We start from the raw sequence: 26,872 nt of genomic DNA on the forward strand, positions 1-26,872 counted from the left end.
TTCAAGCACGCATGAGGCTCCCATGACCAAACTTCCCGTGACCGTTCTTTCTGGTTTTCTGGGGGCCGGTAAGACGACCCTCCTCAATCACGTCCTGCGCAATCGCGAAGGACTGCGGGTGGCGGTGATCGTCAATGATATGAGCGAGGTCAATATAGATGCCGCTCTGGTCAAGGGCGGTGACGCCAACCTGTCACGCACGCAGGAAAAGCTGGTCGTAATGTCCAATGGCTGCATCTGCTGCACCCTGCGCGAAGACCTGCTGGAAGAGGTGCGGGTGCTGGCGCAATCCGGGCGCTTTGATTATCTGCTGATCGAAGGCACGGGCATAGCCGAGCCCATGCCCGTGGCGGCGACCTTCGATTTCGTTGAAGAAAGCGGCGTGTCTCTGGCCGATCTGGCCCGCGTGGATACCATGGTCACGGTCGTCGATACCTTCAACTTCCACCGCGATTACGGCTCCTCCGATTTTCTGGCCGATCGTGGCGAAAGTCTCGGCGAAGACGACACCCGCACCGTGGTCAATCTGCTGGTCGAACAGATCGAGTTTGCCGATGTTATTGTGCTCAACAAGCTCGACCTCGTCACCGACGACCAGCGACGTGACGTCGAAGGCATCTGCCGTCAGTTCAATCCGCTGGCGCGCATCGTCTATGCCGAAAAGGGCGTGGTACCGCTAAGCGACATACTCAACACGGGTCTGTTCAATATGGAGCGCGCCCAGTCGGCCGCCGGCTGGCGACAGGCGCTGGAGTTCAACAACGTCCCCGAAACCGAAGAATACGGCATATCGAGCTTTGTGTACCGCGCCCGCCGTCCGTTTCATGCGGCGCGGCTGAAGGCGGTTCTCGACCGAGAATGGCCGGGAGTTTGGCGCTCAAAGGGCTTTTTCTGGCTGGCTTCGCGCATGGACTATGTCGGGTCGTGGTCGCAGGCCGGGGCCGCGGCCACTCATGAGTGGGGCGGCTACTGGTGGGCGGCCATCCCGCCGAACCGCCGCCCGGACGACCCGGAGTCGCGCGCCTTTCTGGATCAGGTGTGGCGCGCCCCCTATGGCGACCGGCGGCAGGAAATTGTGCTGATCGGCAAGGGCATGGATCAGGCGGCCCTGAGCGCCATGTTCGATGCGGCGCTGCTGACCCCGGCCGAGTGGCAACGCGGCCCCAAAAGCTGGGCAAAACTGCCTGACCCCTTCCCCGTCTGGGGACGCCAGAGCGAGCCCGCGTGACATGCCGCTGCGCGCAGAAAATCTGGCCGTGCGACGTGGGGACGCCCTTATCGGGCTCCCTGATCTGCGCTTGAGTGCCGGTCAGACCCTGGCCCTGACCGGCCCGTCCGGGGTGGGCAAGACCTCGCTGCTGCTCTGTCTGGCGGGACTGATCGCCCCCGTAAACGGCACGGTGCAGTTGGAAGACAAGCCCCTTTGGCCCAGCAAGGCTATAGATCGCGCGCGTTTACGCGGGCGGCGCATCGGCTTTGTCTTCGCCGACTACCGCCTGATCGACTCCCTTAGCGTTATGGACAATCTTCAGATGGCCCGCGCCAGCGCGCACCTGCCGCTGGATTTTGCCCGCGCCCATCACCTGCTCGACCGGCTGGGCATATCAGCCCTGACAGACCGGCGCGCAGATCGCCTCAGTCAGGGTCAGGCCCAGCGCGTGGCTCTGGCGCGTGCGGTGATGAATGCCCCGGCCCTGATACTGGCCGATGAACCGACGGCGGCACTGGATGAGACCAATGCCGAGGCGCTGTTGTCGCTGCTGATCGATCTGGCGCAGGACGAAGGCACGGCGCTGATCGTTGCCACCCACGACGCGCGGGTGAAGGCGCGTCTGGGCTCTGTCGCCGAAGTTGTAACGAGGGCGCTGACATGATGTTCGCGCGTTTCGTACTGGCGGGCCTGTGGCGCCGCTGGGGGTCCACCGCCCTGACCCTGCTGATCGGGGCCTGCGGGCTGGCCGGGCTTATCCTGATCCTGTGGGCCCAGACCGCCCTGCCCGAAGCGGTGAAGGCGCGCATTTCCGAAACCGACATGGTGGTCGGGCCCAAGGCCTCCGGTCTCGACCTCAGCCTGTGCTGCGCCCTGCATCAGACGCCCGCCCCCGGTCTGGTGTCCCTGAATTCCGTCGAAGCCCGCCTGTCCGAGCCGGATCTCAAACCCTATATCCGCGCCAGTGTCCCTATCGCCCTGGGGGACAGCGTCGAAGGCATCCGCATCGTCTGGACGCGACCGGACATCGTTGGCTTCTATCACGCCCGACTGGCACAGGGTCGTCTGTGGACGCAGCCGATGCAGATGGTCGCCGGCGCGCAGGCCGCAAAGACGCTGAACCTGCGCCTCGGTCAGACACTGGGCTCCAGTCACGGACTGGCTGGTGAAGGCGAAGCGCACGCCGCACGCTACACCGTCACCGGCATCCTGGCCCCGACGGGAGGCGTTATCGACCACCTTCTGCTGTCCGATCTGGGCTCCATCGCGCGGGTGCACGCGCACGGCCCGGACGCAGACGATCACGACCACGCCGAAGCCACAGACGGTCATCATGTCAATGCCGTTCTGGTCAGCTTCACCTCTCCCGTGGCACTGGCCGCGGCCCCTGCCCTGATCAATCAGAGCGACACCCTGTCGGCCGCCAGCCCGCAACTGGAACTGGCGCGGCTGCTCAGCCTCGTGCGCCCGGTCATCTACTTCGCGACGGGGCTGTTTGTGGCCATCGGCGCTTTTGGCGCGCTGGTCCTGACCCTGTCGCTGGTACAGGCGCTGAACCGCCGGGCGCGTGACCTCACTCTGCTGCGGTTTATGGGGGCGACCTCCCTTGATCTCAGCCTGATATGTCTGGCCGAGGCGCTGCTGATCGTCCATGCGGCGCTGGTGCTGGGCGTGGGGCTCAGCCTGTTGGGACAGTCCGCGCTCACCCACGCCCTGAGCGCCTATGGCCTGTCTCCTCGCCCCGGCCTGCCTGTTGATCAATGGCCCTGGCTCTATGGGGCGGCTCTGCTGACCGCGTGCCTCAGCGCGCTTGTGCCCGCCCTGCGCCTGGCTCTGACCCGTGATGATGAAGGATTCCGCGCATGAGACGCCGCGACCTGATGTTGTTCCTGCCTGCCGCCCTGAGCCTTGCGGCCTGGCGCGAACAGAAGGCTTCGACCACCGATGGTGAACTCAGCGGCGAGCGCGCCTTTCAGCGCACCCTGCCGCGCTCATCCGACCCTTTGTGGGTGAAGCTGCGCCAGTGCAAGGTGCGCTATAACGCCAAAACCGCCCTTTACAGCCTGACCCCGACGGACGAGGTCAAGGCCCTGATCGGGCAAACCCTGAAGGTCAGAGGCTTTATTATCCCGCTTGATGGACTGGACCTGACGAAGCATTTCCTGATCGGCATCAACACGCCGGTGTGCCTGTTCCATCCGCCGGGCGAGCCCAATGAGGTGATCGAGGTGCGCAGCCTCAAGGCCGTAGCCTGGAACGACAAGCCCCTGACCATTGAGGGGCAGTTCAAGCTGATCAGCAATCCGGAAATGGGCGTCTTTTTCTCTATGACGAATGCCAAGCCCGTTAAGGCGTAAAGTGTTGGTGAAACTGATCATCGCTCATTCGCATCGAGATCCATCATTTGAGAATTACTCCGGCCATCCGGAAAGCGGGTATAGGACCGGTCAGACTTCGCTCTGACCTGAACTGGATTTCAGGTTAACGTCAGCGCGGGAAGTGCCAGCCTGCCCGGGCGCAAATCGCATTACAGCCCTAAACTATGCTTCCGGATGGAAGAGACCTACGAGAGGGGATAAGCTGTGTTAAGGTGAAGAGCAAAACGAGTGAGCACCCAATCCTGCATTTGTGGATTAGCGCGGTGATGGGATGGACGGCCTCGGTACCGCGCGCGTCGAGCCATTCACGCAGGGCCTGGCTGTCAAAACCTTTGTCGGCGGCAAGTTCGGCGGAGGCCGGCAGGACCTCGATGCACAGCTTGGCCACCTTGCAATCGTGGACGTTGCCGGGCGTCAGGAGCAGGACGTGAGGACGCCCCTTCGCGTCGCTGAGGGCGTGGAGTTTGGTGTTGCGTCCGCCCTTCGTGCGGCCGATACCCTGAGCCAAGCCCCCCCTTTTTCCCCTCCCGCGCAGCGGTGGCCCTTGATGCAGCTGCTGTCGATGAACAGCCGATCCGGCGCATCCTCGGCACCCGCAAGCGCGCTGAAAATGCCCTCCCGATGGCGCGCGTGAGCATAGGGAGACGTCATCGGCGGATGTATTGTCAACCTCGCTCCGGCAAACCGGGGGTTGAGCAGAAGCCCCTCTTAGAGCGAAATGACTTTAAACGGGAACGTCATTCCGCTCTAAATTTTTGTTTTGTCGCGATATTTTTGTCGAAAACCGCTCACACTTTTCGACATATCGCTCTAAGGTTTCGGCGAACGGGCCTGCACCAGAGTATCGACAAGCCGGGTGGCCTGTAGATCACAGCCCTTTTCATACAAAAGACCGACCGAAATCTGATCGGCGCTCTCCACATTCACCTGGCGAAGGCTAAAGGCTTTATATCCCCCATTCCCGCCTTCCTTGACAGAAACAAAGGTGCTGTTGTTGCTTAACAACACCGCTTCCGGCCATTTTGCAAAAACCTCTCCGGCGGCAAAGGAAACGCGTCCGGCACTCGAAGATCCTGCCAGCACATAGGCCTGGGCCTTATCCGAGGTGTTGCGCCAAAGCCTGAGGGGGATATCAAAGTAACACTGAGCCCCTTCCACATCCAGTCCGATGTCGGTTATCAGAACACCCTGCGGCACAGTGTCAACCGGCGTGGAAAAGGGGCTCTGACTCAATTTTGATGCAGTTAGAGCGTCGGCTGGCTTTGGTTTCACCTGAGAATCAACGTCATGCAAAACGCCCTCAAACCTTCCAACCTCGTCCCCGCCGGCTTCGAGGTCGTTAACGCGGTGACCGACGGTGCTGCCACCGTTGTCACGGTGCGCGCGACGAACAGGAGCAGCGCTTGTCCGTGCTGCGGTTCATTATCCGAACGTGTCCGCAGCCAGTATTGTCGCCGTGTCGGTGATTTGCCACTGGGCGGGCGGCCGGTGCGCCTTCTTGTTTCGGCGCGTCGCTTTCAGTGCGACTTCGTCTCATGCAAGCGACGCATCTTTACCGAGCGGTACGATAGTGCGGTCCTGGCCCCTTGGGCACGCCGGACAGCTCGGCTCGACTATGTCGTTCACCAACTCGGCTTGGCATTGGGAGGCCGCCCGGCCGCCAGTTTTGCCTCGCGCCTGATGGTTCCGGTGAGCAACGATACATTGCTGCGCGTCGTTCGACGGCGAAGCGGAAAGGCATTTGCACCTCCAAGAGTAATCGGTATTGACGACTGGGCTTGGCGTCGCAATCAGCGCTACGGGACGATTATTTGTGACCTGGAACGACGGCGACCAATCCGACTTCTTCCCGACAGAGAGCCGGTAACGGCTGAGGCGTGGCTCGGTGGCCAACCGCAAATTACCATTGTCGCCAGGGATCGCGGCGGCGGTTACGGCGGGGCCGTGGCCAAGGCGCTACCCCAAGCGACACAAGTGGCGGATCGCTGGCATCTGATGGAGAATGCCAGCCAGGCATTCAGGGATGCCGTGCGGAAATCTATGCGCCAGGTCCGGGCGGCAATAGGCGCAACTGTAATCAATGCGGACTTGCTCACCTCGGCTGAACGGCTCCAATACGAAGGCTACCTTCGACGTGAAGATACCAACGCCGCGATCCTTAAACAGTCGGAAAGCGGAGCTTCGATCCGAGAGATTTCCCGGGTTACCGGTCATAGCCGCGGTATGGTCAGGAAAATCTTGCGGGGCCAACGCTCGGACATTTTTCGCGTTCGTGAAAGCTCCCTTGAACTACACTTGCCATGGCTGGATGAACAATGGGTGGCCGGCCATCGAAATGGTGCCGAGCTTTGGCGACGTCTCAAAGCCTTAGGCTTCCAAGGTTCAATGCGGGTCGTTACCGAGTGGGCGACAAGGCGGCGACGTTCGGAAAAGGCCGACGCTGAAAGCTTACAGCGTGTTCCGTCGGCGAGGACCATTGCCAGGCTAATGACAGTGGGGAGAGATACCTTGTCGAAAGCGGAAACCTTGCTCGTCGCGGCTATCGAAGGCGGCGTTCCGTCACTTGTCGAAGCACGCGACCTTGTTGCGAAATTCCACACCATGATCCGCAAAAAGGCCATGGCTGAACTCGACCCCTGGGTCGAGCAAGCAAAAGCCAGCCTGATCACCTCGTTCGCTAACGGCGTGGCCAGGGACCGGGCGGCAGTCAGCGCGGCGATCTCCTCATCATGGTCCAACGGCCAGACAGAGGGGCAGATCACTAAACTGAAGCTCGTGAAGCGCCAAATGTACGGCCGCGCCAAGATCGAACTTCTTCAGGCGCGGTTGGTGGATGTTTATTGAACCCGTTTGCACCAAAATTGCGTCAGAGCCCTTTTTGCACGCCGATCTACAGCCCCTCATCGAGACGCGTGGTCGCCTGCCTGAGGTCGCTGGCGTGTACATTACCCGACACTGCAAGGCAGATCAGGGCAACAGCTATAGAAAGATAATGCCAGCCCATTCCGCCCCCCAGCTATGCCAATCATAATCGGACGCGCCAGTAAGAGCACAACTTGCAATTTAGGAAAACAGCCGAAATAACGCTGTATTGGAAAAAATTGCCCAGTTGCAGCGCAGCAACACCAGAGTCCGGCGATTTGGCGTGTTCCCTTGTGGCCAAACTATCTCACACGATGGCGTCTTTGATAAATTTTACGCGTATGCGAAAAAAAAAGACAGACGCCTCGTGAATGTTATATGACGCTCACGTTGTTATCCAAAGGCGGATAACACACGGCGGGGCCACAGAAGGCTTCGCCCATCACCGGACAACGACGTCTCAGACCATTACCGTACAAGGGGAACCTGCGGTTTAGTCTGGGGCGTTTTTTTTTGCTCTTTTCAGGGGATATGACCGTGGCCCATCTAAAGCTGCGTCGGAAAAGTGCGCCCTTAATTTTGTGCGGCGCAACATTTTTATGCGGGGTGTGTGCCCCGGCTTTCGCTCAGGAGACGTTTAGCGAGGCGCTGGCCATGGGCAAGCCCCTGCTGGAAAGCCGCCTGCGCTACGAAGGCGTCGATCAGGCGGGGCTGAAAAAGGGATCGGCCCTGACCCTGCGCAATCGCATCGGCTTTCAATCGGCGGACTGGAAGAACCTGAAACTCCTCGTGGAATTCGAAGACGTCCGCGCTCTGGATGACGACTATAACTCGACGACCAATGGCAAGACGCAATATCCGGCGGTCAATGACCCGACCGTGACCGAACTGAACCGCGCGCAGGTGGTGTGGACGCCATCGAGCTTCACCACCATCACCGCCGGTCGTCAGCGCCTCATCCTCGACGATGCACGCTTCATCGGCAATGTCGGCTGGCGTCAGGACGAACAGACCTTCGATGCCCTGCGCGTTGATACCACGGTGGGCAAGCTGGCCGTCACCTACGCCTATGTGTTTCAGGTCAACCGTATCCTGGGCGAAAGCGCTGACTGGGATTCCGACAGCCACCTGCTGAATGTCACCCTGCCGATCAATGAAGCCCTGAAGCTTCAGGCCTTTGATTACGCGCTCGATTTTGAGAATGCCAAGGCGAACTCGACCAATACCATAGGCCTCAAGGCGTCAGGTTCGGCCTGGGTATCATCCTTCAAGCTGGCCTATTCGAGCTATTACGCCAAGCAGACCGACTATGGCTATAACCCGGCCGATTTCGAACTGTCCGCTTCCAATATCGACGGGGCAGTGACCTGGGACATGTACACTTTCAAGGTCGGTTACGAGACCTTTGAGGGCGACGGCACGCGCGGCTTTATTACGCCGCTGGCTACGGCGCACGCCTTCAATGGCTGGTCCGATGCGCTGGCCTTCAATGGCAACAAGACCATGGCCAACGGGTTCAAGAACCTCAGCTACACCCTGACGGTGGCGGGCTACACCCATCCGTCCTTCCCGCTGATCAAGAACCCGACCCTGACGCTCGCCTACCACGATTTTGAGACGGAGCGCCTCAGCCAGTCGATCGGCACGGAGTTCGACGCGCAGTTTGCCTCCGGCCTGACCAAGAACCTGTCGCTGTTGCTGAAATATGCCGACTTTGAGCGCGCCAACACCCTCATGCCCGCCTCGCGCACCAAGGTGTGGGTCGGCTTCGAATACAAACTTTAAGGGACCGACTGATATGACCACCTTTTCCCGCCGTCAGGCCCTGATCGGGGCTGCCGCCACCGTCGCCGCCGCCAAAGGGCTTTTCCCCTCCGGGGCCTTTGCCGCCGGTAAGGGGCCGGAAGTTTCCGGCGCCAAGCTGGGCTTTATTGCCCTGACCGATGCCTCCCCCCTCATCATCGCCAAAGAGAAGGGCCTGTTTGCCAAATACGGCCTGCCCAATGTCGAGGTGCTGAAACAGGCCTCATGGGGGGCCACGCGCGACAATATCGTGCTGGGTTCACAGGGCGGCGGCATCGACGGGGCGCATATCCTCAGCCCCATGCCCTATCAGTTCACGCTCGGCGTCGGCGCGCGCAAGACGCCGATGTATATTCTGGCGCGGCTCAACACCAATGGTCAGGGTATCAGCGTCGGCAACGATCTGAAAAACGTGCAGGTCGGGCTGAACGCCGCCGGTGCCAGGGCCAAGTTTGCCCAGATGAAGGCCGCCGGCAATCTGGCCAAGGTGGCCATGACCTATCGCGGCGGTACGCATGATCTGTGGGTGCGCTACTGGCTGGCGGCTGCCGGGATCAATCCGGATACGGATGTCTCCACCATCGTCATCCCGCCGCCGCAGATGGTGGCCAATATGAAGGCCGGGACGCAGGACGTCTTCTGCGTGGGTGAACCGTGGAACGGTCAGCTCGTCAATCAGAAGATCGGTTATACCGCCACCACGACCTCCGAAATCTGGATGAACCATCCGGAAAAGGCCCTGGGGATGCGTGCCGACTGGGTCGATAAGTACCCGAATGCGGCCAAGGCCCTCATCGCGGCGGTCATGGAAGCCCAGCAATGGTGCGACAAGAACCGCCCCGCCATGTGCGCCATCACCGCCGGGCGTCAGTATATCAACGTACCGATCAACGACATCCTGCCGCGCCTTCAGGGCAAGATCAATTACGGCGATGGCCGTAATGTCTCCGGCTCAGCGCATCTGATGAAGTTCTGGGCCGACAATGCCGGATTCCCGTTCAAGTCGCATGACACCTGGTTCGTCACCGAAAACAAGCGTTGGGGCATTATCGACAACGACGTGGATACCAAGGCGCTGGTCAACAAGGTCAACCGCTCCGACCTGTGGCGCGAAGTGGCCAAACAGTATGGCATCCCGGCCCCGGCGGATTCCCGCGGTGTCGAGCGCTTCTTCGATGGCAAGACCTTCGACTGGACCAACCCGAATGCCTACCTCGCCAGCCAGCCCGTCAAGAAGCTGGCCTGATTTAAGCCCCTCCCAACCCTCTCCCCCGAAGGGGAGAGGGATATTGAGGTTTCCATGCCCTTTGAAGTTCACAAAATGACCTCCCCTCAGACTGATGTCTCCGCAGACCCGGTCGCCGAGCATAACCAGATCCTTCTGGCGGCGGCGCAGGCCAAACAGATAGCGGCCTCCAGGCGGCGAAAGCTGGCTGACAAGGCCGGGAACTACCTGATGCCTTTGCTCACGGTGAGCGCCTTGCTCCTGATGTGGGAAGCGCTGGGGACCGCCTTTCCGGGTGGTCTGCCCTCGCCTTCCATGGTCTTGATGGAAGCGCAGGAGTTGATCTTTGATCCCTTCTATGACCGGGGCGGCGTGGACAAGGGCCTGTTCTGGCATGTCCTGACCTCCCTGTCGCGCGTGGGTATAGGCTTTGGACTGGCCGCCGTGTGCGGTGTCCTTCTGGGCGCCTTCCTCGGCACGGTTGATTGGGCGCGCAAGGGGACCGATCCGATCATTCAGGTCCTGCGCACCGTGCCGCCGCTGGCCTGGTTGCCTATCTCGCTGGCCGCCCTGCGTGAAGCCCAGCCGTCAGCCCTGTTCGTCATCTTTATCACCTCCATCTGGCCCATCGTGATCAACACCATGGTCGGCGTGCGCAATATCCCGCAGGACTATGTCAATGTCGCCAAGGTGTTACGCCTGACGCCCGGCGAATACTTCTTCAAGATCATGCTGCCCGCCGCCACACCGCACATTTTCACAGGCCTGCGCATCGGGGTCGGCATGAGCTGGCTGGCCATTGTCGCGTCTGAAATGCTGCTGGGTGGCGTCGGCATCGGCTTCTTTATCTGGGATCAGTACAACTCGTCGCGCATGTCCGACATCATCGTCGCTCTCGTCTGGGTCGGTCTGGTCGGCTTTGTGCTCGACCGTCTGGTGGCCCTTGTGGGTCAGTACGTCTCGCGCGGCACCACTGCGGATTAAAAGGTTACCTCATGTCCAAACCGCTTCTTTCCCTTGAAAACATCTATGTCGATTTCGAGCGCGATGGCGTCATCTCGCAGGTGCTCGACAACGTTTCGCTCAGCGTCAATAAGGGCGAATTCCTGTCGATCATCGGCCATTCCGGTTGCGGCAAGTCCACCCTGCTGAACGTGGTCGCGGGCCTTGTGCCCGTGACGCTGGGGGCCGCCCTGCTCGACAACAAAGAGATCAAAGGCCCCGGCCCCGAACGCGCCGTAGTGTTTCAGAACCATTCGCTTCTGCCGTGGATGACCGTCTATGAGAACGTGCGTCTGGCCGTCGCCAAGCTCTACGGTGCCAGGGAAAACCTGAAACAGCTCCACGACCGCACGCTGCACAATCTGGAACTGGTCAAGATGACCCACGCGAAGGATAAACGTCCCGGCGAAATCTCAGGCGGTATGAAGCAGCGCGTCGGCATCGCCCGCGCCCTGGCCATGGAACCCAAGGTATTGCTGCTGGATGAGCCCTTTGGCGCGCTCGACGCCCTCACCCGCGCCCACCTTCAGGATACGGTGATGGAACTGCACGAACGCATCCGCTCAACCGTGCTGATGATCACACATGATGTGGATGAAGCCGTTCTGCTGGCCGATCGTGTGGTGATGATGACCAATGGCCCGAAGGCGCGCATCGGGGAGATCGTGGACGTGAAGACGCCCCGCCCGCGAGACCGTAAGGTCGTCATGCAGGATGCGCAGTTTGTCGAATGCCGCCGTCGCATCGTCAGCTTCCTCGAAGCTCACGATCACGCACCCGTCCCGCTGGCCGAACCGGCCTGAAACAATCAGCCCTGAGACAGTCGTCCATGAAAAAAACGCCGCCCGCAAAGATCGGGCGGCGTTTTTTTTGTGTTTGGGCCTGTCTCAGGCTTGCACCGTTTCCTTTTTTAAGCCCTCAGCGTGGCGCAACAGGCATTGTTTCAGTTCGCCCTTGCACGAGCCGCAGGCCGTGCCGGCGCGCGTCGCGTCGCCGATCGCTTCGACCGTAGCCGCGCCATCGTCTATGCAGGCCAGGATGGCGTTTTCGCCCACACTGTTGCAGGCGCAGATTATACGGCCCTTGTCCGACACGCCCGGCATCCGCCCGATCAGCAGCGCCGCACGCTGTGGCGCGCTCAGTTCCGGCTCTCCGAAGCACTCCAGCAGCCAGTCGCGCGGCGGCAGTTTTTTGTGGATCGGTGCTATGAACAATACCCGCGTCAGGCGGTCGTTTTCGACGCGCACCTGACGCCGGATGCCGCTCGTCGGGTCCTCAAGCGTCGCCGTGGCGTCAAAGTCCGCGCTATCCGGCGCGCCCGTGCCCGCCATCTCATAGCCATCTGCGTGGGCATAGGCGGTGCGACGCCAGACCGTATCCGGCTGAAACACAGGCGGCGCGCCGTCGAAATCGCGCGGCACCATCAGAAAACCATGCCAGACCTCCCCGAAGGCCCGCACCTGCGCCGGGGTGTGCTTGAACTCCGGCTGCCCGGACAACGGATCGACCGCCGGATTGATCAGCGGGTTTGAGCGACCAAAGGGCGCGAACTGCTGTGTCCAGTGCATCGGGGCGTGCAGGTTGCCGACGCGCACATCGTCGGTCACGCGCGCCTTATAGATGGCCTCGCCCTGCGCCGTCGTCACAACCGCCAGCCGTCCGTCACGTATCCCCAGCCGCCGCGCATCCTTCGGGTGGATGTCCAGCGTCGGCTCGGTGATATGGCGGTTCAGTTCCGGCGCCAGCGCCGTGCGCGTCATCGTGTGCCAGTGGTCACGCACGCGGCACGAATTGAAACTGAACGGAAAGTCCGGCGTCGGCGGCTGAGCCGGGCCGCGCACCACCGGCGGCACCAGCCGCGCCCGACCATTCGGCGTGTTGAAACGCCCATCGGCGAACAGGCGCGTCGCCGGCAGGCCATCGGCCGGAAAGGGCCAGCGCACCGGCATCAGCGCGTCGTATTGCGCCTTTGACATGCCACAGAGGCCGCCCAGATCGAAAAAACGCTGCCCGTTGTTTTCAAAGGCCGTCAGCCCGGCGTGCTCGGCAAACACCTCATCCGGCCCGGCCCAGTCAAAGGCCTGCGCCCAATCCGGGTTCATCCGCCGCGCCACCTCGGCAATGATGGCCCAGTCCGGGCGCACCTGCCCCGGCAGCTCGGTCAGAGCGCGTTGCCGCGAGATGACGCGCTCGGAATTGGTCACCGTGCCGTCCTTTTCGCCCCAGGCGGCTGCCGGAAGCTGGATATGGGCCATATCCATCGTATCGGTGCGCGTCATAACGTCCGACACGACCACCAGTTCGCAGTTCGACAAGGCTTCGTGGATGCGGTTGGCGTCGGGCATGGACACCATGGGGTTGGTGGCCATGATCCAGATGGCCTTGATCTTGCCCGTGCGCACCGCCTCAAACATATCGACGGCCTTCAGGCCGGGTTTGGGCGCAAGGGTCGGTGAGCCCCAGTAGCGTTGCACAAGGGCTCTCGACGCGTCATCGAAATCCATATGCGCGGCCAGCATATTGGCCAGCCCGCCCACTTCGCGCCCCCCCATGGCATTGGGCTGCCCCGTGATCGAAAACGGCGCAGCCCCCGGCCTGCCGATCTTGCCCGACAGGAGGTGGGCATTGATCAGGCTCAGCCCCTTGTGCACGCCCTGCGACGACTGGTTGGAGCCCATGGAAAACAAGCTCACCACCTTATCCGTGTGCAGAAAGGCATCATAAAACGTCTTCAGATCGGCCGGCGAGATACCACAATCCGCGGCCACGGCCTCAAGGCTCTGATCGTCGGCGGCGAGCGCGGCCATCAGGCGTGAAAAGCCCTGCGTATGCTGATCCACAAAGTCATGATCGAGCGCATCACGCGCGATCAGGTGCGCGCACAGGCCATTCCACAGGCGCACATCCGTCTGCGGGCGGATCATCAGATGCAGGTTGGCCGCCTTGGCCGTATCGGTGCGGCGCGGGTCTATGCAGACGCGGAACTGATCCTGACGCGCCTCGATGCGACGATAGAGGACCGGGTGCGTCCAGGCGGCATTGTGGCCGCTGAAGACCAGCAGATCGGCTTCGCTCAGATCGTCATAGACCCCCGGCACCAGATCGGCCCCGAAGGCCAGTTTGTGGGCGGCCACCGCCGAACTCATGCACAGGCGCGAATTGGTGTCGATATTGGCGGTACCGATATAGCCCTTGGCCAGCTTGTTGACCGCGTAATAGTCTTCGGTCAGCAACTGACCGGAGACATAAAAGGCCACGGCATCCGGCCCGTGTTCGGCGATGATGTCGCGGAAACGCCGGGCCACCTCGCTAAGCGCCGCGTCCCATGTTGTATCGACAAAACCCTGTGGCGTGCGACGGCGCGGGCTGAGCAATCGCCCCTCCAGTCCGAAGGTCTTGCCGAGCGCCGTGCCCTTGGAACAGAGCCGCCCCTGATTGGCCGGATGCGCCCCATCGCCCCGCACGGTCATCTGACGGCCAGCAAGCGTCGCTTCGACGCCGCAACCGACGCCGCAATAGGGACAGGTGGTAGATTGGGTGGTGGTCATTGAACCTCTCCCCCTCTCCCTTGAGGGAAAGGGGTTTAACGCAGTCCCAGCAAGATCCGGGCGTTTTCGATCTTCAGCGGCACGGTGGGCGTACAGCCCTTCCCCGCATCGGCCCCGACGGCCTCGCCTGTTTCGAGGCTGAACGACCAGTTGTGCAACGGACAGGCGATATGACGACCGTGCACGATGCCTTCGGACAAAGGACCGCCCTTGTGCGGGCATTTGTCCATCACGGCGTAATAGTCATTATCCACGGTACGAAAGACGGCGATGGCCCCCTTGTCCGTCTCGACCCGCCGGGCCCCCTGATACGGCACCTCCGCCGCCGCCCCGACATCCAGCCACGTCAGCGGTGGCGTTTGCAAAGCCAGATCGCCGCTCATCGCGCTATCTCCTTCTTTTCGCTGCGCAGATCCGCAAGCGGTGAAAACACCTTGGCCGGTTCGGACTGAGGGGCGTGCTCCGCCCACGGATCGACCTGAAACACGGCCTGTGACTCCAGAAAGCGCGCCATCAGGGCCTTGCGGGCCTCTTCATCGAACAGTCTGGCCTTGATCGCCTCAAGGCCCACACGCTCGATCCACGGCGCGGTGCGCTCCAGATACCAGGCGTCTTCGCGGTAGAACTGTACAAAGGCCATCGAGTATTCGCGGGCCTCGACCTCGGTCGCCACCTTGCACAACAGGTCCGTCCCGCGCAGGTGAATGCCGCCATTGCCGCCCACGTGCAGTTCATAGCCGGAATCGACGCAGATGACGCCGAAGTCCTTGATCGTCGCCTCGGCGCAGTTCCGCGGGCAGCCTGAGACCGCCATCTTGAACTTGTGCGGCATCCAGGAACCCCAGGTGTCCTGCTCCAGCCGAATACCCAGCCCCGTCGAGTCCTGTGTTCCGAAGCGGCACCATTCCGACCCGACACAGGTTTTCACCGTGCGCAGTGCCTTGGCATAGGCGTGGCCTGAGACCATACCGGCGGCATTGAGATCGGCCCAGACGGCGGGCAGGTCCTCTTTTTTGACGCCGAAAATATCGAGGCGCTGCCCGCCCGTCACCTTGACCATGGGCAGGTTGAACTTATCGACGACATCGGCAATGGCGCGCAGCTCCCTGGCCGAGGTGACGCCGCCCCACATGCGCGGCACGACCGAATAAGTGCCATCTTTCTGAATATTGGCGTGGTTACGCTCATTGACGAAGCGCGAACGCGGATCGTCCTGATACTCACGCGGCCACGCACACAGGAGGTAGTAGTTCAGCGCCGGGCGGCACGAGGAACAGCCATCCGGCGTCTCCCATTTCAGCGCCTGCATGACATCCGGGATGGTCTTCAGCGCCTGCTCGACGATCGCCTGACGCACGACCGCGTGGCCATGATGCGTGCATTTGCACATCGGCTTGGGGCCGGTCTGCGCCTTGAAGGCATCGCCCAGAGTGACCTTCAGCAACTGTTCGACAATGCCGGTGCACGAGCCGCACGACGCCGACGCCTTGGTGCAGCCGCGCACCTTATCCAGCGTGTCCGCGCCGCCGCTGATGGCCGCGACCACCATACCCTTGCTTACGCCGTTGCAGCCGCACACTTCCGTGTCGTCGGGCCATGCCGCAACGGCGGCGTTAGGGTCCACGCCGGCCAGTGCCTCCGTCACCGCCTGACCGAAGATCAGGGTGTCACGAATCTCACCAATGCTTTCGCCCTTTTTGATCAGGTCGAAATACCAGCCGCCGTCCGCCGCCTCACCAAACAGCACCGCGCCCACAAGCTGGTCATTCTTGATGACGATGCGCTTATAGACGCCGCGCGCCGGGTCACGGAACACGATGTCTTCGCAACCGTCGCCGCCGTTGAACTGCCCGGCCGAATAGAGATCGACGCCGGAGACCTTAAGCCGCGTCGCCAGTTCCGAGCCCAGATAGGCCGCCTGCGGGTTCTTGCCGGTCAGCACATCGGCCAGCGTACGGCACATGTCCCAGATGGGCGCCACAAGGCCGTAGCACTGCCCGCGGTGCTGCACGCATTCGCCGACCGCAAAGATGAAGGGGTCGCTGGTGCGCATCTGGTCATCGACGACGATGCCGCGCTCGACCGTCAGACCGGCTGACTTCGCCGGTTCCACGTGCGGGCGGATACCCACCGCCATGACCAGCAGCGAGGCCGGAATCACGCGCCCGTCCTTGAGTTTCAACCCTTCTACGTGGGTTTCGCCCAGTATGGCCTCGGACTGCGCATTCAGCACAGCCGACACACCGCGTTCGGCCAGCGCCTTTTCCAGCAACCGCCCGGCGGCCTCATCGAGTTGCCGCTCCATCAGCACATCGACCAGATGGATAACCGTGGCCTTCATGCCGCGTTTGGCCAGACCATAGGCGGCCTCTAGGCCCAGAAGCCCGCCGCCGATGACCACCGCCTCACCGCCTGCCTCCGCCGCCTTCTGCATCAGATCGACGTCGTGCAGGTCGCGAAAGGCCACGACGCCTGACAAATCTGCACCGGGCAGAGGCAGGCGGATCGGGTCGGAACCGGTAGCGAGGATCAGATAGTCGTAACTGATCGTCTGACCGTCGTGCAGCACCACCCGCCGGGCATCGCGGTCAATGCCCTGCACCCAACAGCCGAAGTGCGTCTTCACGCCATTGAGATCGTACCAGTCCTGCGAATGGGTGACGATCTGTTCAAACGTCTTTTCGCCCGCCAGCACCGGCGAGAGCTGGATGCGGTCATAGGTGGCGCAAGACTCGGCACCGATGATCGAAATGTCGAACATACGATCATCGCGTTTGAGAATCTCTTCGACGATACGGCCACCGGCCATGCCCGCGCCGATGACGACGATCCGGGGTTTGGCCACAGGCTCAGAATGAAAGGCCATGGGGTTGCTCCAATGCGAGCGCGTGGGAATTGGGCCAAAAAAAATCCCGCACTCCTTTGACGCCAAAGCGTTTCAGGAGTGCGGGACATCTTTGTCCGATGAAGGCTCAAACGCGCCGCCGTTGGCACCTCTGAGCAAATGTCGTGGATCGACCTTGATCCGTAGTTTTATTGGGCCACAGGACGCGCGCCCTGTCAATCGGCGATTTTTGCGCCTGCGAGATTGGGATTCAGCCGCCAAAACCTATGGCCGTCTGACCCGGAACACGCCCCCGTCGAACAGGGTATTGGGCGGCATCAGGACCGGATCGGGCGCGGCCGGTAACATCCACGGTGCATCGGCCCCGCCCTCGTCCTTCTCATCCTCGAACGGCAGGGACAGGCCGAGCGGGGCCGCCGCCTGCCGCCACAGGTCCGGGCGATAGACCCGTCGCGCAATGGCGTCGAAATCGTGACTCCCCTCCGTCAGGCCCCAGCGCACAAACTGCCCGATGAACCATTTGGCGTGGCTGATCCACGGGAAGGTCGCCGTCTGCGGATCAAGAATCAAACCCGCCCCGCCGGGAGCCAGCGCCGCCTGAATAGCCTCCAGCGGCGCGCGCACATAGGCCTCACGGCTGAGGATCAGGGCCAGTTCGTCGGCATGAGCCGGATCAGTCGCCCACTGCCCGGTCCGCAACAGGGCGCGCGTCAGGGCTACGGCCGCCTCAGGATGCTCTTCGGCCCAGACGCCGCGCAGAGCCAGCACCTTTTCGGGCTTCAGCGTCCAGAAGGCCGGGTCTGAGAACAGCACAACCCCATTCCCGTTCAACTCCGCCATCTGCGGCCAGGGGGAGCCAGAGCAGAAACCGTCAATCACGCCGTCGCGCAGATGATCGGCCATGCGCGACGGCGGCAGAACCACCCATTGCACCTGCCGGTCGGGGTCGATCCCCCCCGCTGCCAGCCAGTGGCGCAGCACGAAATGGTGCGGCGAATAGTTGAACGGAATGGCCAAGGTCACCTTGCCTTCGCTGACGGCGCGCCGGTGCTGGATCACCAGCCGCAGGGCGCGCGCCGACTCCAGCAGGGTCGAGGCCCCCAGCCCTTCGAACACCTCTTTCAGCTTGGAGGAGATGACCACCGAATTGCCATTGGCCCCCAGCGCCATGGGCGCGATGATGTGCCCGATGGCGGGCCCAAGCCCCAGCCCGCGCGCCAGCGGCAACGTCGCCAGCACATGCGCACCATCCAGCAGGCCGTAGGACAGCTTGTCCCGAATATTCGACCAGTTGGCTTCGCGGCTGAGCGAAACATCCAGCCCTTCCGCGCTATAAAAGCCCAGCGCTTCGGCCAGCACGACCAGAGCGGCGTCGTTGAGCGGGCTGAAACCGATACGTACACTCAGCATCCGTCGTCCCTCTTCTTCAGCAGGTCGGAAATGGCGAGGATGTCCTCGGCGATGGCCGCGATGGGGCGGCCTGAGTCCATGGCGTGCTTGCGCATCAGGCGATAGGCCTCCTCTTCGCCGATCCCGCGTGAGGTCATCAGCACCCCCTTGGCGCGGTCAATGGTCTTGCGCGCCGCCAGATCGGCCCGCGCCTTCGACAGGTCATGGCGCAGGGTCTGCATCAGGTTGAAACGATGCGCCGCCACCGACAGGATGGAGGCCACACGATTGGGTGCATAGCCGTCCACCACATAGGCCGCCACCCCGGCCTCCAGCGCCTGCGCCGTCGTATTGGCATCCGAACGGTCCACAAACATGGCCACAGGGCGCGGCGCGTGTTCATGGGCGATCTGAAGCGCATCCAGCGTATCGCGATCCGGGCTTTCGCAGGCGATGATGACCATGTCCGGGTTGATCTCGCTAAGGCGGGCCAGCTCAAAGCGCGGCCAGATGTGCAGGGTCGCGCCATGCAGGCTGTCGTCCAGCCGCAAGCCCTCGGCCACAAGGGCCGCACGCGCGTCGTCGGGATCGATGATCAGCACATTCACGGGGAATTATCCGGCAGGGAGAGGGTATCGGGTACACCCCACCGCGCTGCGGGGCGTCGATTCTGCTCCTACGGCTAATGCCAACCTGCCGCCGGGCGCAAGCGAAAAATTTTGACCTTTCCCGCAACGCAAAATCGCACCTTGACAGGGTCTGCCTGAGTGACTTAGCCTTTGGCCAGCGATTGGGGAACTGGCCAACGGCGGTCAGCCTCCGGAACGAACCGGACCGTCGTCTTCACCCGAAAAAGTCTCCCCATTGCCGCGGTGGCCTTTGCACTGCCCGGATCGACGCCGCAGGTTTATCCATGATTTCCAAAGACTTCCTCAAAGCCGGACACGCGCCTACGCTGGTCTCGGCCTTTCTCTATTTCGACATGAGCTTCATGGTCTGGGTGCTGCTGGGCGCTCTGGGCGTGCAGATCGCCAGCGATCTGGGCCTCACCCCGGCGCAAAAGGGCTTCATGGTTGCCGTGCCCATCCTGACCGGGGCCTTGCTACGGCTGGTGGCGGGGGTGATGGTCGATCGTATTGGCCCCAAGACGACGGGCGCAATCGCTCAGGCCATCGTCATTGGCGGGCTGCTGGCGGCCTTTGTGCTGAAAATCGACTCCTATGCCGGTGTGCTGATGCTGGCCGGCGTGCTGGGCGTCGCCGGGGCGTCGTTTGCGGTCGCCCTGCCCCTGGCATCGCGCTGGTATCCGCCACAGTATCAGGGCGTGGCTCTGGGCATTGCCGGTGCGGGCAATTCCGGCACGGTGTTCGCCTCGCTGTTTGCGCCGTCGCTGGCCAAGGCCTTTGGCTGGAGCACGGTCTTCGGTCTGGCGGCCCTGCCGCTGATCGCCGCCTTTATCTTTTATATGCTGTTTGCCAAGGATGCGCCCAATCCGCCCGCCCCCAAGCGTCTGGATCAGTATTTTGGCGTCCTAAAACAACAGGATGCGTGGTGGTTCCTGTTGTTCTACGGCGTGTCTTTTGGCGGCTTTGTGGGCCTCAGCTCCTCGCTCAACATCTATTTCAACACTGAATACGGCCTCGATCCGGTCAAGGCCGGCTTTTTTACCGCGGCTTGCGTCTTTGCCGGTTCGCTGTTCCGGCCGGTGGGGGGCAGCGTTGCCGACCGCATCGGCGGCATCCGCACCCTGTCGATCATGTACGTGGTCGCGGCGATTGCCCTCATCATCATCAGCTTCCGCCTGCCGACCGAATTCACCGCCCTGTTGTTCCTGATCGTGGGTATGGGGGCGCTAGGCATGGCCAATGGCGCGGTATTTCAACTGGTGCCGCAGCGCTTTCGCGCCGAAATCGGCGTGATGACCGGCCTTGTCGGCATGTTTGGCGGCATCGGCGGCTTCTATCTGGCCACCAGTCTGGGCCTGTCAAAACAGGCTCTGGGGTCCTATCAGCCGGGCTTGATTGGCTTTGCGGCGCTGGCCCTGATCGCCTTCGGCGGCCTGAGCCTCATCAAGCGCCGCTGGCGCACCACCTGGGGCGGCGCACTTGAGAATGTACGGATATAGGTGATGACGCAGGCGGTGATCCTTGAGGGTGCGGCGGATCACCGCCAGACGCAATGCCTGACGGACCTTTGCCCGCCCGAACCTGACCGGCGACACCTGTTCAACATTTTCGGGTTTTCCACACCCGCGCACCTGCCCTTATAGTCTTACCTAGCGTCACAGGGGCGTCTGTTTACAAGGGGCAACACATGGGCTTTGTCGAAGCGGTTAAAAGCGGTCTGAAGAACTACGCCACGTTTTCGGGGCGCGCCACGCGGTCTGAATTCTGGTGGTTTGCGTTGTTTCAGTTCATCGTCATTCTGGTTCCGGCCGCGTTGAGCATTTCAGAACGTGCAAACGGCAGCTTTGGTATTTTTTCCACCCTGCAATTGCTGATATCGCTGGGCCTGTTCCTGCCCAGCCTTGCCCTTAGCTTTCGCCGTCTGCATGACACCAATCGCAGCGCCTGGTGGCTGCTGATCAGCCTGGTGCCGCTGATCGGCGGCATTGTCCTGTTGGTCTTCTATTGCCTGAAAGGCACTGAGGGCCCCAACAAGTATGGCGGCGGGCCGACCGTCGCGCAAATCGCGGAAACCTTCCAGTAAAGGCGAGAGGCCGGGTCCGGCGCCCGGCCTCTTTTCTTTTACCAGCCGCGGCAAACCAGATTGCCATTGCTGTTTTCGACCTGTCCGCCATTGCAATCGCTTAACGACAGGGCCGTCAGGCGGTAATCGCCCCATTTGTCGCGGCAGCGTGCCGTAAGCCGGTCGCCCTGTAGCGAGATGTCGCGGCAGGTATCGCGATAATTGCCGGCCGGCAGACGCCCGCCGCTATAGCCGGCGCCTTCGCATTGCAGGGTGCCATTGAGGTTTTCAACGCGCCCGCCGCGGCATTCACGCAGGCGTATATCCGTATAGCTATAGCCGCCTTCGCGCATCCGGCAGCGCGCCGTCAGGCGGTCACCCTCCACCCGGATATCGCGACAGGTTTGCAAATAGTTACCCTCTGGCAGACGGCTGTCGTTCCAGCCACCACCACCGCCCCCATTACCCCCCCAGTCACCGCCGTACCGGCCGCCTTCACAGCGCAGATTGCCCCGGTCGTTTTCGACAGAACCGCCGCGGCAATCGCGCAAGGACAGGGTCGTATAGTTATAATAACCGCTCTTGGCGCGGCAGCGCGCCGACAGCACATCTCCCCGCAGTTCAATATCCCGGCAACTTTCGCGGTAAGAGCCGGACGGCAGACCGCCCCAGCGACGGTCATCGTCACGATCCTGCCAACGACCACCACCATAACTGTCCTGAGCCGAGGCGGCCCCGGCGGACAGGCCGCAAATCAGGGTAAGGGCGAAAAGGGAAATCAGGCGGCGCATGGGGTTTTCTCCGTGTTGTGAGCCCATCAAGCACCTCAGTTCCTGAACCGTAGCTGAACGGGCAGGCCTTCTACCTGCCCGCGTCCGACTAGAGCGGATTTCGTTCAGGTCGAATCGAAATCCCGCTCTAACATTTTGCTTGGTCGCGCATTTGATTCCGAAACGGAGTTCGGGGAAGCCAAAACCGTTGCACACTTTTCGGAATGTGCTTTAGGCCGCAACCGACACAGGCGTCTGATTTTTCGCCTGTTCCGCCAGCACAGCGGCCATGGACTGCATCCACTGAGCCGTCAGCGCGGCGAGCTTGGCCGCAGTGCCCTCATCGACGGTCGTACCTGTCGCCGACGATGCGGTGTCTTCGCTTTCAGAGGTCTGAGCAAAAGCCTCCATAGGCGGAGGCGGCGGGCCTTCGGCGCGCATCTTTTCATCAAAGGTCGATTTCTCGCTCTCGGTGACCGAGCCGTCGCCATCGGTATCCATCTTTGAGAACAGTTCGGTAAGGCGCGCGGTTTCGTCGGTGTCTTCCGTATCTTCGGTTTCATCGCTCTCAGACGAGGCCAGCATTTCATCGAGACTGACCGAACCGTCCTGATTGGTGTCGAGTTCGTCGAAGGTCGCCGGTTTCTGACCACCGCTACCTCCGGTCGCGCCGCCTGGCGGCGGGCCCATGGGCCGACCCTGCCCGCCTTCCTGAGCCTGCAACATGCCGCTCATCGTTTGTGACGACATCTGGCTCTGGAAGAAACTTAGGCCTTCCTCTTCGCTTACCGAGCCATCGCTGTTGCTGTCCATACTGGCAAAGCGTTCCGAGATCTTCGCACTGTCTTCTGTGCCGCCCTTGCCTTTCGTCTTTTCGCTGGCGGAGGCGGTCATTTCCTCCAGCGTTATTCCGCCGTCGCTGTTTGCGTCGATCTTCGAAAACATCTTCGCGTGCATTTGCGACATGGCGGAGGTCGACATTGATCCAATCTGCATCAGTCATCTCCGTTCAAGTACTCACCTGGATTGGCAAGCGCAAAAACGGAAGCAATTCTCAATTAACAAGGCATTTATTTAATAACAATTTCAATATATTACATAATTAGGCGCAATTTTGCCTTATTCAATGCTTTTGACCGCCCCTTCAATACAGCCCTTACATAAATCCGGACAAACTTTCCGCCCGGCAAAAACGCCGGATCGCAGAGGCACGAAATTTTCCCCTTGCATGTCAGTCACGCCATAATCACACCATCTAAAAATCACATAGAGACCCGACAACAGACCCAAATCGGCGGAACCAGAGTCATGACCCTGAAAAAAATTTTACTTTGCGGCTTTCTGATCACGTGTGTCGCCGGTTCGGCCATGGCGCAGCCCCCGCGCTCGGCTCCGCCGCCCACGGGCGAAGCGCCGCCTGAAATGCCCAGTGGTCGCACCGTCGGACAAGCCGTCTTCTTCAGCCCGTCGGGCGAAGTCTTCAAAGCCCCGCTGAAAGACCCCTACCCCGTTGCCCTATGGTTTGCGGGAGCTGATACGAATAAGGATGGTGCCCTGAGCCCGGATGAGTTTCTGGCCGACGCCCTGCGCTTTTTTGCCATCGTGGACCGTGACGGCAAGGGCGTTATCACGTCGCAGGACAACACCTTCTACGAAACGGAACTGGCCCCCGAAATCACCGGTTTCAGCCCTTTGGTGGCGCAGCCCAAAAACCCGCGCCCCAGTGATGAAAGCGACAAGACGGCGGCCGCCAACCGTTACGTCAAGAGCGTGCAGGGGGCCGCGCAGTTCAGTCTGATCAATGAACCGCAGCCCATCCGCGCCGCCGATGCCAATTTCGATTACCGCATCACAACTGAAGAATGGACGCGCGCCACGTCCCAGCGCTTCCGACTGCTCGACGCCAATAAGGACGGCAAGCTGACCCTTGATGAGTTGCCCAAAACGCCGCTGCAGAAGGGGCTGGAGCAACGCGCCACAGAGCGTGAAAAGGAACAGAAGAAAAAAGGCGGCCTGTTCGGCGGCTGGTAAGACAAAACGAAATCAATCGTTTAGTATTGTTTGAAACAGGTTGCCATGTTGTTGCATTGGCAACCTGTTTCATTTGTGTCACTGGAAACTTTCTGGCAATTTTTTGCCATCCCGTGCAAAATCATTGCACACGAAACCCTCAAAACAGCAAAATCCGTCTAATTACACCGCCAAAGCGCGTTTATTCTCGCCGCGTCGGCGTGAACGTGCTAACTGCCCTGCCTTTCAAAAGACCAGAACTAAAAGCGGCGCAGACAGTGAAACAGGTTCATAAACTCGGATTGTTCGGGCTGGGGGCCTTCGGGCGGCTGATCGTGCGTCATCTGGCGCCCTATTTCGACATTCTGGCCTGCGACCCTTCGCCTGAGGCGAAAGCCTACGCCAAACGTCACAATGTCTCGCTGGTGTCGCTCGAAGAAGCGGCGGCCTGTCAGGTGGTCATCCTTGCCACGCCCATCCGCACGCTGAAGGACCTGGCGGCAAAGATCGCGCCGCACGTCCCCCTCAACGGTCTGGTCATCGACGTAGGTTCGGTCAAGGTCAAGCCTGCGGCCTGGCTTCAGGAAGTGCTGCCGCCGCAGGTGTCGATCCTGTGCACCCACCCTTTGTTCGGGCCGCAATCGGCGCGCTACGGCATCCACGATATGGAAATCGTCGTCTGCCCGGTGCGCGTGCGGCACCTGAACCCGATTGTGCGTTTTCTGGAAAAGACGCTGGACCTGAAGGTCTCGATCGCCACGCCGGAAATCCACGATCGCGCTCTGGCTGCGGTGCAGGGCCTGACGCACATGATCGCCAAGGTCTTAAGCGGCCTTGAGCCCCTGCCGCGTGTGCACACCACGCGCTCCTACGACCTGATGATGCAGGGGGTCGGTCTGGTGCAGGGCGATTCCGACGAGCTGTTTATGTCGATCGAACGCGATAATCCGTTCGCGTCCGAAATCCGCAAGCGCTTCTTTGCCGAGATCGACAGCCTGCGTGAACGACTGGAAGCTCATGGACGCGAAACGGATTAATTCCGGCTTTTCCGCCGTCGCCAAGCGACGGCTTTGGCCGTTCGCGTCCCAAATCCGCAAGCGCTTCTTTGCCGAGATCGACAGCCTGCGTGAGCGGTTGGAAGCGCACCGTCAGGCGGATTGATTATTAGCCACGAAAAGCACGAAAATGAAGCACTTCGTTTCGTTTTTTCGTGGCAAACACTCTACCCCTCTACCGCCCTGATACTGCGTTTGGTGGTGCGCAGGATGCGCGGGACACGGCCGTCGGGGGCGTATTTGAGCAGGTCCTGACGGAATTCATCGCGCTTTTCGTGCACCGAGGCCAGCACCAGCCCCATCGGTACGCCCAGATCTACCAGCGTATTTTCCGCCAGTTGCAACGAGGCCTCGATGGTTTCCGGCACGGCGTCGGTCACGCCCAGTCCGTAGAGTTTTTCGGCGTGGTTGGCGTCACGCGCACGGGCGATCAGGCCGACATCCTGACGCACCTGACGCACGGCGGTGACCACGGAGTCGGTAAAGGCCGCATTTGACACCGTGACCACCACGGCGCGCACATTGTCTATGCCCATACGGTGCAGCATGTCCGGGTGCGAGGCGTCGCCGTACCAGGCTTCGACCCCGTCCTTACGCGCCCGTGACGCCACCCGCGCATTGGCGTCGATTACGGCGAATGAGATGTCGTGACGGCGCAGCATGTCGGCCACAAGCTCACCCACACGGCCATAACCCACCACCAGCACATCGACCTGTTCGGAGACGTGCGCCGGGGCGACGCTGGTCGCCACCTCCGCCGCGGCGGTCTTGCGGTTGAAGCGCGCCCCGATCCCGGCCAGCAGCGGCACCAGGAACATGCTGACAATGGCCGAGACGATCACCGCGTGACCAAAACCAACCGGCACCAGCTTGCGACCCACGGCCTCATCAATAATCACGAAGGCAAATTCCCCGGCAGGCGCCAGCACCAGCGCCGCCTCTACCGCCCCGCGCCAGCTCAGGCCAAAGCCGCGCGCCAGAGGGGCCACAACGGCCACCTTCAGCAGGATCAGGCCGAGCGTCAGGCCCAGCACCAGCACGGGCTCCGACATCACCGCCGCAAAGTCGAGACGCGCCCCCACCGTCACGAAGAACAGGCCCAGCAGCAGGCCCTTGAACGGTTCCACCATCATTTCGATTTCGCGGCGATACTCGGTTTCGGCCAGCAGCACCCCGGCGATAAAGGCGCCTAGTCCCATGCTTAAGCCCGCCCACACAGCCAGTTGCCCGGAGACCAGCACGACGAGGAAACAGGCGGCCATAAACAGTTCCGCGCTCTTGGCCATGGCTGCCGAACGGAACAGTGGCCGCATCAGAAGGCGCCCGCCGATGACCAGCAGCGCCATCGCCACCACCGCCGGGATGAGGGTCAAAAGCCCGCTGATGCCGAAGGAACTGCCGCCCGACGCCAGCACCACCACGGTGATCAGTATGGGCGCGACGGCCAGATCCTGCGCCAGCAAGACGGCAAAGACGCTGCGCCCGGTCGGCGAATTGAGGCGTTTGCGTTCGGCCAGCACCGGCATGACCATGGCCGTGGACGACAGGGCCAGCCCCATACCGACGGCCACCGCCCCGCCGAGGCTGCGCCCGATCAGCAGGAACAGTCCGGTCAGGACGGCCGCACTGAGAACAATCTGAAGCACGCCCAGACCAAACACCATGCGACGCAGCGCCTTCAGACGCTCCCAGGTCAGTTCCAGCCCGATGGAGAACAGCAGGAAGACAACGCCCAGCTCCGCCAGCTGATGCACGTCCTGCGTCTGCGAAATCGTGAAGACCGACAGAAAGGGCACCAGGTCTTCAAGCCGCCCCAGACCGAACGGCCCCAGAAGCGCACCAACCAGCAGAAAGCCCAGAACCGGCGACACGCGAAAACGCAGGAAGAAGGGTACGAACACCGCCGCGGCTATCAGAAAGGCGATCCCCGACGATGACGTGCCGGCGTGCGCAACCTGCTGCGCGCTGCCTTCAGGCAGAAGATTCGTCACCAAGGCGATTTTCCCTCATCTCAAAACAACCGATTTCCCTTGTCGGTCAAGGTGACCCATGCCACGCGATTATGAAAGAAAATTTATGAGACGCGC

24 protein-coding genes are annotated in these 26,872 nt (G+C 61.5%); 14 read left to right on the forward strand and 10 right to left on the reverse strand.

Annotated features, from left to right (window positions below):
* The first annotated feature begins 22 nt into the window (after positions 1 to 22).
* Genes zigA through ACK8OE_RS15320 form a run of 4 tightly spaced genes read left to right on the forward strand, consistent with a single transcriptional unit; the run spans position 23 to position 3,567 of the window.
* Positions 23 to 1,228: a zinc metallochaperone GTPase ZigA gene (gene zigA / locus ACK8OE_RS15305; RefSeq protein WP_410273249.1), complete on the forward strand. Its 1,206-nt coding sequence runs from the start codon at positions 23 to 25 to the stop codon at positions 1,226 to 1,228.
* Position 1,229: 1 nt separating this feature from the next.
* The gene (locus tag ACK8OE_RS15310; protein ID WP_410273250.1) at positions 1,230 to 1,874 is read left to right on the forward strand and encodes an ABC transporter ATP-binding protein; all 645 of its coding nucleotides are present in this window, start codon (positions 1,230 to 1,232) and stop codon (positions 1,872 to 1,874) included.
* A complete protein-coding gene (locus tag ACK8OE_RS15315) occupies positions 1,871 to 3,076 on the forward strand; it encodes an ABC transporter permease (RefSeq protein ID WP_410273251.1) in 1,206 nt (401 codons plus the stop codon). Before ACK8OE_RS15310 ends, ACK8OE_RS15315 begins: the two co-directional genes overlap by 4 nt.
* Positions 3,073 to 3,567 carry a DUF3299 domain-containing protein gene (locus ACK8OE_RS15320; RefSeq protein ID WP_410273252.1) on the forward strand — a complete coding sequence of 165 codons (495 nt, stop codon included), beginning with the start codon at positions 3,073 to 3,075 and terminating at the stop codon, positions 3,565 to 3,567. The genes ACK8OE_RS15315 and ACK8OE_RS15320 overlap by 4 nt, the downstream gene beginning before the upstream one ends.
* 178 nt (positions 3,568 to 3,745) lie before the next feature.
* Here the strand turns inward: ACK8OE_RS15320 and ACK8OE_RS15325 are convergent, their stop codons facing one another.
* Complete coding sequence (locus tag ACK8OE_RS15325) at positions 3,746 to 4,096, reverse strand: transposase (protein WP_410273253.1); 351 nt, start codon at positions 4,094 to 4,096, stop codon at positions 3,746 to 3,748.
* A 302-nt stretch (positions 4,097 to 4,398) separates the two neighbouring features.
* Positions 4,399 to 4,881, reverse strand: a complete 483-nt coding sequence (locus ACK8OE_RS15330) for a hypothetical protein (protein ID WP_410273254.1) — start codon at positions 4,879 to 4,881, stop codon at positions 4,399 to 4,401.
* On the opposite strand from ACK8OE_RS15330, the gene ACK8OE_RS15335 reads away from it, so the two are divergent.
* The 5 genes from ACK8OE_RS15335 to ACK8OE_RS15355 all read left to right on the forward strand — a co-directional run bounded on the left by ACK8OE_RS15335 (position 4,876) and on the right by ACK8OE_RS15355 (position 11,283).
* Positions 4,876 to 6,432: an ISL3 family transposase gene (locus ACK8OE_RS15335; protein ID WP_410273255.1), complete on the forward strand. Its 1,557-nt coding sequence runs from the start codon at positions 4,876 to 4,878 to the stop codon at positions 6,430 to 6,432. The genes ACK8OE_RS15330 and ACK8OE_RS15335 overlap by 6 nt on opposite strands.
* Positions 6,433 to 7,104: 672 nt before the next feature.
* Positions 7,105 to 8,235 (forward strand): alginate export family protein, encoded by a 1,131-nt coding sequence (locus ACK8OE_RS15340; protein WP_410273256.1) that lies wholly within the window; start codon positions 7,105 to 7,107, stop codon positions 8,233 to 8,235.
* Positions 8,236 to 8,248: 13 nt separating this feature from the next.
* Positions 8,249 to 9,499 carry a CmpA/NrtA family ABC transporter substrate-binding protein gene (locus ACK8OE_RS15345; protein ID WP_410273257.1) on the forward strand — a complete coding sequence of 417 codons (1,251 nt, stop codon included), beginning with the start codon at positions 8,249 to 8,251 and terminating at the stop codon, positions 9,497 to 9,499.
* Positions 9,500 to 9,574: 75 nt separating this feature from the next.
* Complete coding sequence (ntrB, locus tag ACK8OE_RS15350) at positions 9,575 to 10,462, forward strand: nitrate ABC transporter permease (RefSeq protein ID WP_410273258.1); 888 nt, start codon at positions 9,575 to 9,577, stop codon at positions 10,460 to 10,462.
* Positions 10,463 to 10,473: 11 nt separating this feature from the next.
* Positions 10,474 to 11,283, forward strand: coding sequence for an ABC transporter ATP-binding protein (locus tag ACK8OE_RS15355; protein ID WP_410273259.1), 810 nt, complete (start codon positions 10,474 to 10,476; stop codon positions 11,281 to 11,283).
* A gap of 84 nt (positions 11,284 to 11,367) precedes the next feature.
* Here the strand turns inward: ACK8OE_RS15355 and ACK8OE_RS15360 are convergent, their stop codons facing one another.
* From ACK8OE_RS15360 to ACK8OE_RS15380, 5 genes are all read right to left on the reverse strand, one after another.
* Entirely contained in the window at positions 11,368 to 14,028 is a 2,661-nt protein-coding gene (locus ACK8OE_RS15360; protein ID WP_410273260.1) for a molybdopterin-dependent oxidoreductase, read from the reverse strand.
* A gap of 35 nt (positions 14,029 to 14,063) precedes the next feature.
* Positions 14,064 to 14,411, reverse strand: a complete 348-nt coding sequence (nirD, locus tag ACK8OE_RS15365) for a nitrite reductase small subunit NirD (protein ID WP_410273261.1) — start codon at positions 14,409 to 14,411, stop codon at positions 14,064 to 14,066.
* Positions 14,408 to 16,894, reverse strand: coding sequence for a nitrite reductase large subunit NirB (gene nirB, locus ACK8OE_RS15370; protein WP_410273262.1), 2,487 nt, complete (start codon positions 16,892 to 16,894; stop codon positions 14,408 to 14,410). Before nirB ends, nirD begins: the two co-directional genes overlap by 4 nt.
* A 243-nt stretch (positions 16,895 to 17,137) precedes the next feature.
* Positions 17,138 to 18,283 (reverse strand): ABC transporter substrate-binding protein, encoded by a 1,146-nt coding sequence (locus tag ACK8OE_RS15375; RefSeq protein ID WP_410273263.1) that lies wholly within the window; start codon positions 18,281 to 18,283, stop codon positions 17,138 to 17,140.
* Positions 18,277 to 18,870, reverse strand: a complete 594-nt coding sequence (locus ACK8OE_RS15380; protein WP_013480066.1) for an ANTAR domain-containing response regulator — start codon at positions 18,868 to 18,870, stop codon at positions 18,277 to 18,279. The genes ACK8OE_RS15375 and ACK8OE_RS15380 overlap by 7 nt, the downstream gene beginning before the upstream one ends.
* 305 nt (positions 18,871 to 19,175) lie before the next feature.
* On the opposite strand from ACK8OE_RS15380, the gene ACK8OE_RS15385 reads away from it, so the two are divergent.
* Together ACK8OE_RS15385 and ACK8OE_RS15390 are read left to right on the forward strand one after the other, a co-directional pair.
* Positions 19,176 to 20,387, forward strand: a complete 1,212-nt coding sequence (locus tag ACK8OE_RS15385; RefSeq protein WP_410273264.1) for a nitrate/nitrite transporter — start codon at positions 19,176 to 19,178, stop codon at positions 20,385 to 20,387.
* Positions 20,388 to 20,575: 188 nt separating this feature from the next.
* The gene (locus ACK8OE_RS15390; RefSeq protein ID WP_410273265.1) at positions 20,576 to 20,971 is read left to right on the forward strand and encodes a DUF805 domain-containing protein; all 396 of its coding nucleotides are present in this window, start codon (positions 20,576 to 20,578) and stop codon (positions 20,969 to 20,971) included.
* Positions 20,972 to 21,009: 38 nt separating this feature from the next.
* Here the strand turns inward: ACK8OE_RS15390 and ACK8OE_RS15395 are convergent, their stop codons facing one another.
* Together ACK8OE_RS15395 and ACK8OE_RS15400 are read right to left on the reverse strand one after the other, a co-directional pair.
* Positions 21,010 to 21,741 carry a CVNH domain-containing protein gene (locus ACK8OE_RS15395; RefSeq protein ID WP_410273266.1) on the reverse strand — a complete coding sequence of 244 codons (732 nt, stop codon included), beginning with the start codon at positions 21,739 to 21,741 and terminating at the stop codon, positions 21,010 to 21,012.
* Between the two features lie 210 nt (positions 21,742 to 21,951).
* Complete coding sequence (locus tag ACK8OE_RS15400) at positions 21,952 to 22,716, reverse strand: EF-hand domain-containing protein (protein ID WP_410273267.1); 765 nt, start codon at positions 22,714 to 22,716, stop codon at positions 21,952 to 21,954.
* 312 nt (positions 22,717 to 23,028) lie between these two features.
* Between ACK8OE_RS15400 and ACK8OE_RS15405 the strand changes: the two genes are divergently transcribed.
* The 3 genes from ACK8OE_RS15405 to ACK8OE_RS15415 all read left to right on the forward strand — a co-directional run bounded on the left by ACK8OE_RS15405 (position 23,029) and on the right by ACK8OE_RS15415 (position 24,891).
* A complete protein-coding gene (locus ACK8OE_RS15405) occupies positions 23,029 to 23,751 on the forward strand; it encodes a hypothetical protein (protein WP_410273268.1) in 723 nt (240 codons plus the stop codon).
* Between the two features lie 257 nt (positions 23,752 to 24,008).
* Positions 24,009 to 24,767, forward strand: coding sequence for a prephenate dehydrogenase/arogenate dehydrogenase family protein (locus ACK8OE_RS15410; RefSeq protein ID WP_410273269.1), 759 nt, complete (start codon positions 24,009 to 24,011; stop codon positions 24,765 to 24,767).
* Positions 24,748 to 24,891, forward strand: coding sequence for a hypothetical protein (locus tag ACK8OE_RS15415; RefSeq protein ID WP_410273270.1), 144 nt, complete (start codon positions 24,748 to 24,750; stop codon positions 24,889 to 24,891). Before ACK8OE_RS15410 ends, ACK8OE_RS15415 begins: the two co-directional genes overlap by 20 nt.
* 61 nt (positions 24,892 to 24,952) lie before the next feature.
* Here the strand turns inward: ACK8OE_RS15415 and ACK8OE_RS15420 are convergent, their stop codons facing one another.
* On the reverse strand, positions 24,953 to 26,779 hold the full coding sequence (locus ACK8OE_RS15420; protein ID WP_410273271.1) for a cation:proton antiporter: 1,827 nt from the start codon (positions 26,777 to 26,779) through the stop codon (positions 24,953 to 24,955).
* Between the last annotated feature and the right edge of the window lie 93 nt (positions 26,780 to 26,872).

Source organism: Asticcacaulis sp. W401b, assembly GCF_046503825.1.
Classification (GTDB): domain Bacteria; phylum Pseudomonadota; class Alphaproteobacteria; order Caulobacterales; family Caulobacteraceae; genus Asticcacaulis.

Excerpts from the sequence above, each read along its gene's own strand:
- ntrB (WP_410273258.1), top strand. The coding sequence starts at position 9,575 with ATGACCTCCCCTCAGACTGATGTCTCCGCAGACCCGGTCGCCGAGCAT.
- ACK8OE_RS15385 (WP_410273264.1), top strand. The coding sequence starts at position 19,176 with ATGATTTCCAAAGACTTCCTCAAAGCCGGACACGCGCCTACGCTGGTC.
- ACK8OE_RS15335 (WP_410273255.1), top strand. The coding sequence starts at position 4,876 with ATGCAAAACGCCCTCAAACCTTCCAACCTCGTCCCCGCCGGCTTCGAG.
- ACK8OE_RS15375 (WP_410273263.1), bottom strand. The coding sequence starts at position 18,283 with ATGCTGAGTGTACGTATCGGTTTCAGCCCGCTCAACGACGCCGCTCTG.
- ACK8OE_RS15390 (WP_410273265.1), top strand. The coding sequence starts at position 20,576 with ATGGGCTTTGTCGAAGCGGTTAAAAGCGGTCTGAAGAACTACGCCACG.
- ACK8OE_RS15355 (WP_410273259.1), top strand. The coding sequence starts at position 10,474 with ATGTCCAAACCGCTTCTTTCCCTTGAAAACATCTATGTCGATTTCGAG.
- ACK8OE_RS15405 (WP_410273268.1), top strand. The coding sequence starts at position 23,029 with ATGACCCTGAAAAAAATTTTACTTTGCGGCTTTCTGATCACGTGTGTC.
- nirD (WP_410273261.1), bottom strand. The coding sequence starts at position 14,411 with ATGAGCGGCGATCTGGCTTTGCAAACGCCACCGCTGACGTGGCTGGAT.
- ACK8OE_RS15400 (WP_410273267.1), bottom strand. The coding sequence starts at position 22,716 with ATGCAGATTGGATCAATGTCGACCTCCGCCATGTCGCAAATGCACGCG.
- ACK8OE_RS15315 (WP_410273251.1), top strand. The coding sequence starts at position 1,871 with ATGATGTTCGCGCGTTTCGTACTGGCGGGCCTGTGGCGCCGCTGGGGG.
- ACK8OE_RS15395 (WP_410273266.1), bottom strand. The coding sequence starts at position 21,741 with ATGCGCCGCCTGATTTCCCTTTTCGCCCTTACCCTGATTTGCGGCCTG.
- ACK8OE_RS15345 (WP_410273257.1), top strand. The coding sequence starts at position 8,249 with ATGACCACCTTTTCCCGCCGTCAGGCCCTGATCGGGGCTGCCGCCACC.
- ACK8OE_RS15415 (WP_410273270.1), top strand. The coding sequence starts at position 24,748 with ATGGACGCGAAACGGATTAATTCCGGCTTTTCCGCCGTCGCCAAGCGA.
- nirB (WP_410273262.1), bottom strand. The coding sequence starts at position 16,894 with ATGGCCTTTCATTCTGAGCCTGTGGCCAAACCCCGGATCGTCGTCATC.
- ACK8OE_RS15310 (WP_410273250.1), top strand. The coding sequence starts at position 1,230 with ATGCCGCTGCGCGCAGAAAATCTGGCCGTGCGACGTGGGGACGCCCTT.
- ACK8OE_RS15360 (WP_410273260.1), bottom strand. The coding sequence starts at position 14,028 with ATGACCACCACCCAATCTACCACCTGTCCCTATTGCGGCGTCGGTTGC.
- zigA (WP_410273249.1), top strand. The coding sequence starts at position 23 with ATGACCAAACTTCCCGTGACCGTTCTTTCTGGTTTTCTGGGGGCCGGT.
- ACK8OE_RS15340 (WP_410273256.1), top strand. The coding sequence starts at position 7,105 with ATGGGCAAGCCCCTGCTGGAAAGCCGCCTGCGCTACGAAGGCGTCGAT.
- ACK8OE_RS15320 (WP_410273252.1), top strand. The coding sequence starts at position 3,073 with ATGAGACGCCGCGACCTGATGTTGTTCCTGCCTGCCGCCCTGAGCCTT.